We start from the raw sequence: 13,070 nt of genomic DNA, 5'->3' as shown, positions 1-13,070 counted from the left end.
CCGTATTTCTGCGCGACCGCCAGGGCCACACCATGCGCGGCTGCTTTGTCACTGGTACCGACACCGAAATCGGCAAGACCAGCATTAGCGCGGCTCTGCTGCACTGGTGTACCCAGCAGGGCTGGCGCAGCGCCGGCCTGAAGCCCGTGGCCGCCGGCGTGGACAGCCGGGGCGTGAACGAAGACGTGCGCGCTCTGCGCGACGCCAGCTCGTTGCTGCTCAGCCATGCCGAGGTCGGCCCGCTGCAGTTCCGCGCCGCCTGTGCGCCGCAGATCGCCGCCGCGCTGGAGGGTCACACCATCGATTCGCAAACCTTGGTGGAGCATGCGCAGTCCTTGGCCGAGCGCGCCGACGTGCTGGTGGTGGAGGGCGTGGGCGGCTTCTGCGTGCCCCTGGGGCCGGACTTCGATACCGCCGACCTGGCCCAGGCCCTGCATCTGCCCGTGGTGCTGGTGGTGGGCCTGCGGCTGGGCTGCATCAACCACGCGCTGCTGACGGCCGAGGCCATCCGCGCGCGCGGCTTGCCACTGGCTGGCTGGGTGGCCAACACGCTGGACCCCGGCATGGAACATATATCGGGCAACCTGGACACGCTGCGCCACGAGTTCATGCGCCGTTACCAAGCGCCCTGCCTGGGGCTGGTGCCGCGCCTAGCCGCCCCCAGCCCGGCTGCCGTGGCCGCCTATCTGGACGCCGAAGCCCTGCGCGCCGTGTTCGCCCTATGAGCCTGGCACCGACCCTGGAGCCCTGCGCGCCCTTCGTGGACGCAGCCTTTTACGCCAACCCCTACCCGGCCTACCAGGCCCTGCGCGAGGCCGGCCCCATCCACTGGAGCACCGAGTTTTTCGGCGGTGCCTGGCTGCTGACCCGCCACGCCGATGTGGAGCAGGTGCTGCGCGACCCGCGCTTTTCCGCCCAGCGCACAGGCGGTTGGGTCACAGACCGCGAGCAAGAGAAGGGCGAGCTGGCCGGCTTCCAGCAGCTGTTCGCCCGCGCCATGCTGTTCCTGGACGCGCCCGACCATACCCGCATCCGCAAGGTGTTGAACGCCGGCTTCAAACCTGAGGCGATCCAGGCGCTGCTGCCGCATATCGAGCAGATGGTGACCGAGCTGCTGGATGCGGTGGCCGACCAGCCCAGCTTCGACTTCATGCAGGTCGTGGCCCGGCCGCTGCCGGTGCGCGTGATCGCCAAGATGATGGGCATAGACGACGCGGCCAACGTCGACTTCGTCATCTGGTCCGACGACCTGGCGGTATTCATCGGCGCCCCGCTGGCCACCCACGCCCAGGCGCGCCGCGCCCAGGCCAGCTTGCTGGCCATGGGCCGTTACTTCGAAACCCTGGTGGCACAGCGCCGCCAGAGCCCGAGCGACGATCTGGTCAGCCGCCTGCTGCAGGCCGAAGACGCCGGTGATATCCACAGCCACGCCGAGCTGCTGGCCCAGTGCGCCATGCTGCTGTTCGCCGGCCATGAAACCACGCGCAATCTGCTGGGAAATGGCCTGTATGCGCTGCTGAGCAACCCGGATCAATGGCAGCGCCTGCAACAAGAGCCTGCCTTGCTACCCGGCGCCGTGCGTGAGCTGCTGCGCTTCGACAGCCCGGTGCAATACACCGGCCGCCGCGTCGCCGCTGACATGGAGCTGCACGGCCAGCAGCTGCGCCGTGGCGACCTGGTCGTCCCCCTGATAGGCGCCGCCAACCGCGACCCGGCGCGCCATCCCGAGCCGGACCGGCTGGAGGTGGCGGGGCGCGATGGCGGCTCGGTGTCCTTCGGCTCGGGCCCGCACGTCTGCATCGGCGCCATGCTGACGCGGGTGGAGGCGGAGATTACTTTCCGACTGCTGTTGCAGCGCTTTCCGGGTTTGCGCCTGGGTGCAGAGGCGGTGCAGTGGGTGGCGAATCCGGCCTATCGGGGGCTGGTGGCGTTGGGGGTGAAGATTTAAGAGCCATTGCGTTTGGCCTAAACCCGAAGTATTCGCTACCGTTGCGCTATGGTTTTTCGTTGCTGGACCGCATCCGCAAAATGGTGATGACCGCTATGACACCGAGTGGCCAAGACAAAAGAAGTATGTGGTTCCAGCGAGAAAACGCTTCAAACTCTGCCTTAGAGTGATGTTTGCCAACCTTATCGCAGTATTGGTTCTGTTCGCATGGCTTGTACGGATAGGCGGGAAAATGGGCCAAGCCATATGCAAAAACTGCGACAGACCAGATTGCTATTGCGGCAGCAAGGCCAATCAGTAGTCTTTGTATCCTGAATGCAGCGTTTTGCATAGATTTGCCCCTATGTCATCCAGTAGATGTGGCATCCAACAAACCAACAAACGGCATGTGTGGACTATCAACGGTTTCTCTATTGAACGGCTAGTTGCCCTTTAAAGCGTTAGGCCGTCTCTATGCTTCATGCTGGACGCAGCCATCGACGTATCCAATCCGGTGAACAGCATAAGCCGAACGTCTTAAATCATAAAAGGGCACAAGCCTTTTAACGCCAATATTTTTGCTTTGCAAATCACCCCATGGAAAGGCAAGGTCTGCATAAAGGCCACTGTGTATCGCACTACTTGGCAGGCACATTTTTCCCATGTGGTGCACCAACCTCTCCCGTTCAGAGCTTGAGAAAGTTGGCTGCCGTACGGAGACCTGCCGTACCCAGAATAGAGAAGTCTTCGAGAGCCTGCAGTTGGGCCAGCCCCATCCCGTTACACCCCGTCACCCATGTAGTAGCCGGCTAACGCCCGCCGCTGCGCACATCGCCCAACAATGAACTCCCAACCACCCTTGAGGAGACATCCATGGCAGCGAAAAGATTCTGATGATTTGCGGCGATTGCTGCGAAGACTACGAAATTATGGTGCCATTCCAGGCGCTGCTGGCAGTGGGCCGACAACCCGACCTGCTGGGGACTGCGCAGCTTGCCAGCACAAAGTAGACACAATGTCTTTCTTGTTACTTATCGGACGAGCAGGTGGTATTGCAAGTGGGGCAGCGAGTACCTGTCCATACGCCAGTCCTGGCTATATGCGCTCTTAGCCTCATCCGTAAATCGGCTCACTTGCCGAACATACGGTCGCAAGCGTTCGTCAGGTGCTGGCGCATGGCCAATTCTGCCGCTCCGCTGTCGTGGCGCTGCAGAGCATGCAGGATGGCTTCATGTTCTGCCTGCACCGTTTTCTGGCGGTCCCTGCTCTTGAGCAGCGAGAGATTGCGCATCATGTTCATGCTGAACAGCAACTGCTCCTGCATGGATGCAATGGCCGAGACGAAGAACTGGTTCTTCGAGGCCCTGGCCACGGCGAGGTGAAACTCGAAGTCCTCATTCGCCCCCAGCGCCTGCTCTGCCACCACGGTGTTGAGTTGGGCGTAGGCGTGCTCGATCTCCGCCAGGCTGGCGTCGTCGACTTGTTTGGCGGCCAACGCGGCCGCACCCGACTCCACAACAATGCGGAAGTCAAAGCAGCGCCGCAGGTCGGAGATGGATTCGAGCGGCGCAAAACGGGGGATGTTCGGGTCGGGCAACCGGGTGACAAAGGTGCCCGAACCCTGGCGGCTGGTGATGATGCCATCGGCTCGCAAGCGCGACAGGGCCTCGCGGATGGTGGGGCGCGATGCCGTAAAACGCTCGGTCAGCGCTTGCTCGGTGGGTAGCCGGTTGTGCCGGCTGGTGGTGGGCCGCGTCGAGCGACTTTCGCCCAATGCCTGGTCGGCAGGAGGCTGGCCCCCCTCGGTCAACTCGCCGCGCATGATGCTGCCCAGAATTTCGCGGTAAACGCGATCGACGAGGCTGGTAGTCGGGCGGTCAGTCATGGCGGGAGTAGGCAGGCAAAGTTTTCAAAGCCGTTGGTCGCTGGCCAAAAGAGCGGCCGCGACGGTCCTGATCTCGGCCATCCGGTCTGCGGGCGAGGCGCTGAGTAGCGGCAGGTGCGCACCCATGTCGGCTACGCCGCTGAGAGTGACCGCATCGTGCAGCACGCGGATCAGCGAGATCGAGTCACGCAGGGTTTCCAGAGGCATGAAGGCGTCGTACAAGGTCTGCGCGCGTGCCGTGTCAGCGTGTTTGAGCGCCTGCAGCAAGGCCATGCAGGCCTTGGGCGCAATGCAGCCCGAACCCGTGGTGAAGGAGGCCAGGCCAAACTGGCTCACATGTGCAGGCGCAGGCCGTTCCCCCATGCCACTGACGATGCGGGCCGGTGTGATGCGTTCCACCAAGGCCCGCAGGTAGGGGTCGTTGACCGGGTCGTCGCGCACGATGGCGTACTTGACGGCCAGAATCCGCCCACTGTCCACCAGCCGGCCCAAGGTGGCCACATCCAGGTACTGCTCGCTCTTGATGTAGAGCGTGACGGGGATGCCCGCGGTGTCGACAAAACGCGAGATGCCTTCGGCCACACCTTCGGGCGTGGTGAAGCCCTGCATGGGCAGGACCATGGCCGTGCGGTAGCGGCTGCCACGCAGCAGTTGGGCCTGGTCCATCATTTTTCCAAAGTCGGGGCCAATGGCCGGGATCACCCGCGTGGTGTCGGACGCGCTATCGGCCAGTTGCTCCAGCAGCAAGGCGTAGTCACCCATCGAGGTGTGGTACAGGTTGGCGTTGCCACCGTAGAGCAGAGTGCGGATGCCACCGGCCTCGATGTGGCGGATGAGCTGGCGGTTTTGCGCCTCGTCAATCGACAAGTCGGCACGCCGGGCCAGCGGTGGCACGGCCAGAACGGAGGAGGAAAACTCGTCAACATGCAAGGGGGCGATGTTCATGGATACCTCGGGATGTGGTGGTTCCAGGACGGGTAAGCGTCCCATGGGGATGGTCAAAAGCGCTTTAGATTGTATGGAGTCTTCAGAATTTGTCAGGCAAATTTGTTTTTATTGGTTTCTGCTGCTGGCCTTGTCTTCACATTTACCCGAGTAAAGCAGGATTGACAAGCAAAAATTCGTCTGACAAAGTGGTGTTGGTCAGGGTTCGAACATTTATTCGGAGACAAGCCATGAAACAAGAGACAAGAACAAGCTTGGATGGCATGCGTGCAGGCCGACGCACCGTGCTCAAGGGCTTCGCTGGCGCCGCGGCCCTGGCGGGCATGGGGCAGTCAGCGCTTGCCCAGCAAGCCAAGGAAGCACCCGCACTGGCCAAGCTGGTGACGGACGGCAAATTGCCTGCGCTGGCCCAGCGTCTGCCCGCCACACCACTGGTCATTCAGGCTGAGAAAGTGGGCGTTTACGGCGGCGCCCTGCGCCGGGGGTTGCGCGGCAGTGCCGACCACAACGGCATTCTGCGGCTGGTAGGCAACCAGGGGCTGGTGCGTTGGAACCTGGCCTTTACCGAAGTCTTGCCCAACGTGGCCGAAAAATGGGAGGTCAATGCCACTTCCACCGAGTTCATTTTCTATTTACGCAAAGGCATGAAGTGGTCGGACGGCAAGCCCTTCACGGCCGACGATGTCGTTTTTTCGATTGAGGATTGCGCCAAAAACACCGAGTTGTTCAAGACGCCTCCGGGCACGCTAGTGATTTCGGGCAAGCCTGTGGTGGCTAGCAAAATCGACGAGACCACGGTGAAGTTCACGTTCCCCGCTTCTTACGCCATGTTTCTGGAGCAGCTGGCCACGCCACTGGGCCAATACCCCACGCTGTACGCCAAACACTACGCCAGCCAGTTTCATCCTAAGTACAACAGCAACGTGGCGGCACAAGCCAAAGCGGCCAACCTGTCGGACTGGACGGCCCTGTTCCGCAGCAAATGTGGCGACATCGAAATCCCGGCGCGCTGGGGCAATGTGGACAAGCCTACGCTGGATCCCTGGGTTGTGACCGAAGCCTATACCGGCGGCGTGACGCGTGTGGTGATGGACCGCAACGCCTACTTCTGGCAGGTGGACCAAAGCGGCCAGCAACTTCCCTACATCGACAAGCTTAGTTTCAGCATTGCGCAAGATGTGGAGTCGCTGATGCTGGACGCCCTGTCGGGCAAGCTGGACATCCAGGAACGCCATATCGACTCGCTGCAGAACAAGCCCACGCTGTCGCAAAACCAGCAAAAAGGCGGCTACCGTCTGGTGGAGTTGGAGGCAACCAGCGCCCAGCAGGTGCAGATCTACCTGAACCTGACGCACAAAGACCCGAAGATGCGCGAGATGTTCAGCAACAAACAGTTCCGCCAGGCGCTGTCGCTGGGCATCAACCGCAAGGAAATCATTGATCTGGTGTACCTCGGCCAGTCCGAACCTTTCCAGACCGGTCCTCGCCCCGGCCACCCCTGGTACAACGAGAAGCTGTCCCGCCAGTTCACCAACTTTGACCCCAAACAGGCCAACGATATTCTGGACAAGATTGGCTATGCCAAGCGTGACGCGCAGAAGTTCCGCCTGCGTCCGGACGGCCAGCGGGTTTTCTTCTCGATTGACGTGATCCCCACGCTCTACCCAGACGCTGTGGACACGCTGGAGCTGGTGAAGCGGCACTGGGCCGACATCGGTGTAGACATGAAGGTCAATACCATTGAGCGCGCCTTGTTCTACACACGTGGCGACAACAACGACCATGACGGCGCCACGTGGCCCGGCCCGGGTGGACTGGACCCGATGCTGGACCCCCGTGATTATTTTGCCCAGCACCCGCAGGGCTCGCGCTATGCGATTCCCTGGACCATCTGGTTTGCCTCCAATGGCAAAGACGGCCAGGAGCCGCCCGAAAGCCAGAAGCAGCGCAAGAAGCTGTTTGACGAAGCGCTGGCCACCGCCGACCTGAAGAAACGCGGCGAGGCCATGAAAAAAGTGTTCGACCTGTGTGCGGATGCCTATGAAACCATTGGTGTTTGCCTTGCCGTCAACACCTTCGGCATCGTCAAGAACAATCTGCAAAACGTGCCCAAGAAGTATCCCAATTCGTGGACCTGGCCCAACCCGGGGCCTGCGCTGCCACAGCAGTTCTTCTTCACCCGGACTTGACCCGTACACCGAGTTTGCAGCCGACACCCAGGACGTGCACAGGCCGCAAACCGGCTGGTGGTTGACGCCACCAGTGGGGTTGTGCGCCGCTTTCAAGGGATACCGATATGTTCGTTTTCATCGTCAAGCGGATGCTGTGGATGCTGCCGTTTCTGCTGGCCATCAGCTTTCTATCGTTCGTGTTGATCCAGCTGCCACCCGGCGACTACGTCACCACCTACATCGCCACGCTGGCGGCCTCCAACGAGGTGGTGGACCAGGCCACGGCTGCAGATCTGCGCAACCGGTTTGGCCTGGACCAGCCCATGATCATCCAGTACTGGAAGTGGATCTCCAACATCGTTTTGCACGGTGACTTTGGCCTGAGTTTCGAGTGGCAGCAGCCGGTAGGTGACCTGATCTGGGAGCGCATGGCCCTGACGCTGTTGCTCACCTTCTCGACGCTGCTGGTGACTTGGGGCATTGCCTTGCCCATAGGCGTGTTCTCTGCGGTAAAGAAATATTCGATTGGCGACTATGTGGTGACCTTTCTTTCGTTTCTCGGCCTGGCCGTGCCGAGCTTTTTACTGGCCCTGGTGCTGATGTATGTCGCAGCGGTCGAATTCGGGCAGAACGTGGGTGGCCTGTTTTCAGACCAGTACCTGACGGCGCCCTGGAGCATGGCCAAGGTGGTGGACCTGATGCAGCATCTGTGGATCCCGGTGATCATCCTGGCCGTGTCGGGTACGGCCAGCCTGATCCGCGTGATGCGCGCCAATATGCTCGACGAGCTGAACCGACCCTATGTGACCACGGCCCGCGCCAAGGGCTTGTCGGAGTTCACGCTGCTGGTCAAGTACCCGATGCGCATGGCGCTCAACCCCTTTATCTCCACCATCGCCTGGCTGCTGCCCAACCTGGTTTCGGGCTCCATCATCGTGGCCATCGTGCTGAGCCTGCCCACGGCCGGCCCTCTGCTGCTGCAATCGCTGATGAGCCAGGACATGTACCTGGCCGGAGCCTTCATCCTGCTGATCTGCGTGCTGACCGTGACGGGCTCGTTGATCAGTGACATTCTTCTGGCGCTGGTGGACCCGCGCATCCGTCTTGAGTAACGCATCTTGAACACCCCTGCTGCATCTTCCCCCGTCATCGACGGCATAGTCGGACAGACGGCCAGCCGACTTGCCGTTGCATCCCAATGGCAACTGGTCTGGTGGGCCTTCAAGCGCCACCGGCTGGCCATGGTGGGCTTGTTTGTCACTATCGGGCTGTACGTGATTGCCGTGGTGCCCGGCTTCTTTGCGGTCAACGACCCATCGCAACAGAACCGGCGTGCCGTGTTCTATCCGCCGCAGACCGTGCACTTCATCGATACCGGTGCGGATGGCTGGTCGATCCATCCCTACATCCATCCTTACGTACTCAAGCGGGACCCGGTCACGCTGGCATCGGTGTACCAGGAGGACAAGGAGCGCAAGGTGCCCCTGCGCATGTTTGGTAAGGGCTACGAGTATTCGGTGTTCGGCCTGTTCAGCTCGCGCATCCATCTGTTTGCCACACAGGATGCCGACCAACCGCTGTTCTTGTTTGGCGCCGACCGGTTGGGGCGCTGTGTGTTCAGCCGCATCATGGTGGGAACCCAGATTTCTCTGTCGGTCGGTTTGCTGGGCGTGATTCTGTCCCTCACGCTGGGGATTATTCTGGGCGGAATTTCGGGCTACTACGGCGGGCGCATCGACTTTGCGATCCAGCGCGTTATCGAGCTGGTGCTGTCTCTGCCCACCATCCCGATCTGGTTGGCCCTGGCGGCGGCTTTGCCGCAGGATTGGCCCGCCACCCTGAACTACATGATGATCACCCTGATCTTGTCGCTCACCGGGTGGGCGCAGCTGGCCCGTGTGGTACGCGGGCGTTTCCTGAGCTTGCGCACCGAAGAATTTGTGACTGCAGCACGGCTGGATGGCGCGTCTGAAGGCCGCATCATTTTCCGCCATATGCTGCCCAGCTTTTCGAGCCACATCATTGCCTCGGTGAGCCTGGCCATTCCGGCCATGATCCTGGCTGAAACCTCGCTCAGCTTCCTGGGCCTGGGCCTGCAGCCGCCCACCATTTCCTGGGGCGTGCTGTTGCGTGAAGCCCAGAACATCCGCTCCATCGCCACAGCGCCCTGGCTGTTTGCACCCGGTGCTGCCGTGGTGTTGGCAGTGATTGCCCTCAACTTCCTGGGGGACGGTTTGCGTGACGCCTCCGACCCGTACAACAAATGACCATGACCCCAGGAACTTCCACCCCAAGCACGACCCAGGTGTCGCCCATTCTGCTGCAGGTCAGTAACCTGAGTACGCACTTCGCCGTGCGCAACGGCAGCATCAAGGCTGTGGACGGCATCTCGTTCAATGTGGAACGCGGCCGTACGCTGTGTGTGGTGGGCGAAAGCGGCAGTGGCAAAAGTGTCACCGCCCGCTCCATCCTCCAGATCGTCGACGAGCCCGGGCGCATTGCTGGCGGCTCCATGGTGCTGAACCGGGCCGACGGTTCCAGTGTGGACCTGGCCAAACTCCATCCACGCGGCAAAGAAATCCGAGCCGTGCGGGGTGCCGAGATCGCCATGATTTTTCAGGAGCCCATGTCATCGCTGTCGCCGGTACATACCGTGGGCAACCAGATCATCGAGGTGCTGCGGCTGCACATCAAGATGGGCAAGCTCGAGGCACGGGCCCGCTGCATTGAGCTGCTGGCGCAGGTGGAGATTCCCCACCCCGACAAGGCCGTGGACCGCTACACCTTTGAGTTTTCGGGCGGTATGCGCCAGCGTGTGATGATTGCCATGGCCCTGGCTTGCAATCCATCACTTTTGATAGCAGATGAGCCAACCACTGCGCTCGACGTGACCACGCAGGCCGAGATTCTGGACCTGATCAAGCGCCTGCAGAAAAGCCACGGTATGGCGGTGATGTTCATCACCCACGATATGGGCGTGGTGGCCGAGATTGCCGACCAGGTCATCGTGATGCACAACGGCAGGATCGTGGAAACCGGCCCGGTGGACCAGATCTTCCATGCGCCGCAGCACGACTACACCCGCATGCTGATCGGTTCCGTGCTCAAACTGGGGCGCAAGGCCGATATCCGGGTGCGGCGCAAGGCACCAGATCCTGCACAGCAGCCCATTTTGGAGGTGAACGATCTGAGCATGCATTTCGGTGGCCCCAAATCTTCCACCAAGGCCGTGGACGGGGTGTCGCTGAGCCTCATGCCGGGGGAGTCCCTGGGTATTGTGGGAGAGTCTGGCTCCGGCAAAACCACCATGGGCCGCTGCCTGCTGCGGGTCTACGACCCTACGGCGGGCGCCATCAACTACCGCCAGCCCGACGGCACCGTGATCGATCTGGTGACGGCAGACAAACATATGCTCAAGCAGTGCCGGCGTGAGATGCGGATGATTTTCCAGGACCCGGTGAGCTCCCTCAACCCGCGCATGACGGTCGCACAAATTGTGGGTGAACCACTGCTGGTCAATGGCTTGGCCACTGGCAAGGAGCTGGATGAGCGCGTGGCCGACCTGCTGCAGAGCGTGGGGCTGGAGCCGGCCTGGCGCGAGCGTTATCCCCATGCCTTCTCGGGCGGCCAGCGCCAGCGCATCGGCATTGCACGTGCCATTGCGCTCAATCCGCGCATCATCGTGGCCGACGAGGCCACCGCGGCGTTGGACGTGTCCTTGCGTTCCCAGATGCTGGATCTGCTGCTGAACCTGCAGGACAAGCTGGGCCTGTCTTTTATCTTCATCAGCCACGACATCGCGGTGATCCGTTACTTCTGCGACCGGGTTGCCGTGATGTACCGGGGCAAGGTGGTGGAAACCGGCCCTACCGAGCAGGTGTGCGATGCCCCTACCCACGCCTACACGCAAGCCCTGCTATCGGCCATACCGAAACCTGACCCACGTGCGCGCAGCATGCACATGCGGTTTCGCTACACAGGAGCCTAGCCCTCAACACCGGTGCCTTTTTCATTACGGAGATACAGCATGAAAATCGACAGACTGCGCGTGTTCATGTCGCGCGACAAGAACCGGCCGCGTGTCATTCTGGCAATGGACACCGACGAGGGCATCACGGGCTGGGGCGAGTGCTACAACCACGGGCCAGACAAGGCGCTGTTTCCGCTGTTTGACTACCTGGTCACCTTTCTCAAGGGCCAGGACCCGCGCCGAATCGAGTTTCTGGTGCACTATCTGATGCAGCAGACGCGCTTTCCGCCGGGTGCATTGGGCCTGGCCGCGATCGCGGCGATTGACCACTGCCTGTGGGACATATCGGCCAAGGCCCTCGGGGTGCCTGTGTACATGCTGCTGGGCGGCCACGTGCGGGACCGGGTGCAGGTCTACGCAGGCATGTACACCGCGCCCGACGCGGCCCAGGCGCGCGACGAAATGGACGCGCTCAACGAGCAATGGGGGCTCAAGGCATTCAAGCTCAGCCCTTACCGCATTGACATGCACCGCCACCGCTGGGGCGAGGTGGTTAAGACCTCGGCAGACTACTTCCGCACGCTGCGCGAAACGGTCAAGTCCGAGTATGAAATCGCCTTTGATGCACATGCCAAGATCTTTGAGCCGGCCCAGGCCATGCAGCTCGGCAACGCACTCGCGCCCTACGACCCGCTGTTTTTTGAAGAGCCGATCCGGCCCGAGAACTTTGAGGCCTGGGGCGAGCTCAAGCGTGGTCTGCAGTGCACATTGGCTACCGGTGAGTCGCTGTACAGCCGCTTTGAGTTTCTGCGGCTGCTGCAGGTCCGCGGGTGCGACATCATCCAGCCCGATGTGTGCGTGGTGGGCGGTCTGCTGGAGATGTGCAAGATTGCCGCGCTGGCCGAAGCCCATTTTGTGACCATTGCGCCGCATAACCCTATGGGTCCGCTGGCCACCGCCATCAATGTGCATTTCAGCGCTGCCCAGACCAACTTCCGCATTCTGGAGTACCGCCTGCCGCAGGGTGCCGGCTATGTGTACGGCACCGAGGCCGCCGTCAGCGCAGAAAGTCGCGATGAAGGCGCCTGGTACGTAAAAGATCCGTATCTGCCCAAGGACGGCTACCTCGAATTGCGCCCGGATCGCCCGGGTTGGGGGGTCGAGATGAACGAGGAACTGCTGGGTACCGAGGAATACATCCACTGGGAACGCAAGGTGCCGGTCAAGCCGGACGGCTCGACCGGTTATGCCTGAAGCCGTCCTGCACCCCGTCATCACCTTGCATGCAGGCGGCGCCTCCGCCCGCCTTGTTCCGCATGCGGGCGGACGGGTGTCCGCACTGCGCCTGGAAAGCGGCGGGGGCGAGGCGGTGGACGTTCTCCACCCGTACCCCGAAGACTTTTTCGACCCCATAGCGTGGGCCAAAGGCGGCATTTATCCGCTGATGCCGTATTCCAACCGGATTGCCAACGCGCTGTTGCATGTCCAGGGTGAAACCCATGCCCTGCGCCCGCACCCCGGTGCCATGCCCCATAGCTTGCACGGTAACGCCCACGCGCAGCCCTGGCAGGCCGCGCAATCAGGCCCCGACACCGCCACGCTGACCCTGGACAGCCCAGCTGGTCCGGCCTGGCCCTGGCACTACACCGCCAGCCTGCACTTCGAACTGACGCCTTCGCAGCTGCGTGTCGGCCTGACGCTGCGCAATGCAGACCAGTGCACCATGCCGGCCGGCATGGGCCTGCACCCCTTCTTTCGGCACGATACTGCAGTGCGGCTCAGCTACCGCGCCACTACGCTATGGCCGGTGACGCCGGACTACCTGGCCGGTACCGCGCGGCCGCTGCGGGCCGATGAACAGTATGCAGTGCCACGCCATCTGCCGCAGGGGGCTGTAAACGCCTACTTGGGGGGATGGGACGGAACGGCGCTGGTCGAACTGCCACAGGGTGCGCTAATCAGCATGCAGGCCGACCCCTTGTTTGGCCACCTGGTGGTGCACCGGCCAGACCCGCCTGCTTATCTGTGCCTGGAGCCTGTCAGCCATGTGGCAGACGGCTTCAACCTCGCGGCCCGCGGGGTGGCAGACACCGGCACGCATCTGTTGGAACCTGGCGGCAGCCTGAGCGGCGAGATACGCTTTGCGACCCTGCCAAATCGCCCCTGAAAGGA

General features: G+C 61.9%; 10 protein-coding genes and 1 pseudogene. 9 read left to right on the top strand and 2 right to left on the bottom strand.

What is annotated here, in order from left to right; translation table 11 throughout:
• Nucleotides 1-32 precede the first annotated feature (32 nt).
• The 3 genes and pseudogenes from bioD to AC07R0_RS12420 form a co-directional block, all read left to right on the top strand.
• Nucleotides 33-725: a dethiobiotin synthase gene (gene bioD, locus AC07R0_RS12430; RefSeq protein WP_495096407.1), complete on the top strand. Its 693-nt coding sequence runs from the start codon at nucleotides 33-35 to the stop codon at nucleotides 723-725.
• Nucleotides 722-1,948: a cytochrome P450 gene (locus AC07R0_RS12425; RefSeq protein ID WP_495105047.1), complete on the top strand. Its 1,227-nt coding sequence runs from the start codon at nucleotides 722-724 to the stop codon at nucleotides 1,946-1,948. The genes bioD and AC07R0_RS12425 overlap by 4 nt, the downstream gene beginning before the upstream one ends.
• Nucleotides 1,949-2,820: 872 nt before the next feature.
• Nucleotides 2,821-2,889, top strand: a pseudogene (locus AC07R0_RS12420) (protease); the annotation flags it as partial.
• A gap of 167 nt (nucleotides 2,890-3,056) precedes the next feature.
• Here AC07R0_RS12420 and AC07R0_RS12415 read toward each other — a convergent pair.
• Together AC07R0_RS12415 and AC07R0_RS12410 are read right to left on the bottom strand one after the other, a co-directional pair.
• Entirely contained in the window at nucleotides 3,057-3,812 is a 756-nt protein-coding gene (locus AC07R0_RS12415) for a FadR/GntR family transcriptional regulator (RefSeq protein ID WP_495105046.1), read from the bottom strand.
• A gap of 24 nt (nucleotides 3,813-3,836) precedes the next feature.
• Nucleotides 3,837-4,757 carry a dihydrodipicolinate synthase family protein gene (locus AC07R0_RS12410; RefSeq protein WP_495105045.1) on the bottom strand — a complete coding sequence of 307 codons (921 nt, stop codon included), beginning with the start codon at nucleotides 4,755-4,757 and terminating at the stop codon, nucleotides 3,837-3,839.
• A gap of 230 nt (nucleotides 4,758-4,987) precedes the next feature.
• Between AC07R0_RS12410 and AC07R0_RS12405 the strand changes: the two genes are divergently transcribed.
• From AC07R0_RS12405 to AC07R0_RS12380, 6 genes are all read left to right on the top strand, one after another.
• A complete protein-coding gene (locus tag AC07R0_RS12405; protein ID WP_495105044.1) occupies nucleotides 4,988-6,946 on the top strand; it encodes an ABC transporter substrate-binding protein in 1,959 nt (652 codons plus the stop codon).
• Nucleotides 6,947-7,053: 107 nt separating this feature from the next.
• Nucleotides 7,054-8,040, top strand: coding sequence for an ABC transporter permease (locus AC07R0_RS12400; protein ID WP_116608440.1), 987 nt, complete (start codon nucleotides 7,054-7,056; stop codon nucleotides 8,038-8,040).
• A 6-nt stretch (nucleotides 8,041-8,046) separates the two neighbouring features.
• Entirely contained in the window at nucleotides 8,047-9,195 is a 1,149-nt protein-coding gene (locus AC07R0_RS12395; RefSeq protein ID WP_495105043.1) for an ABC transporter permease, read from the top strand.
• A gap of 2 nt (nucleotides 9,196-9,197) precedes the next feature.
• A complete protein-coding gene (locus tag AC07R0_RS12390; RefSeq protein ID WP_495105042.1) occupies nucleotides 9,198-10,916 on the top strand; it encodes an ABC transporter ATP-binding protein in 1,719 nt (572 codons plus the stop codon).
• A 39-nt stretch (nucleotides 10,917-10,955) separates the two neighbouring features.
• Nucleotides 10,956-12,152, top strand: coding sequence for a mandelate racemase/muconate lactonizing enzyme family protein (locus AC07R0_RS12385; protein ID WP_495105041.1), 1,197 nt, complete (start codon nucleotides 10,956-10,958; stop codon nucleotides 12,150-12,152).
• The gene (locus AC07R0_RS12380; protein WP_495105040.1) at nucleotides 12,145-13,065 is read left to right on the top strand and encodes an aldose 1-epimerase; all 921 of its coding nucleotides are present in this window, start codon (nucleotides 12,145-12,147) and stop codon (nucleotides 13,063-13,065) included. Before AC07R0_RS12385 ends, AC07R0_RS12380 begins: the two co-directional genes overlap by 8 nt.
• Nucleotides 13,066-13,070 lie beyond the last annotated feature (5 nt).

It is taken from the genome of Rhodoferax sp. GW821-FHT07F03 (assembly GCF_059418745.1).
The sequence above is the reverse complement of the archived record's forward strand: the minus strand, read 5'-3'. Positions and strand labels throughout refer to the sequence as shown.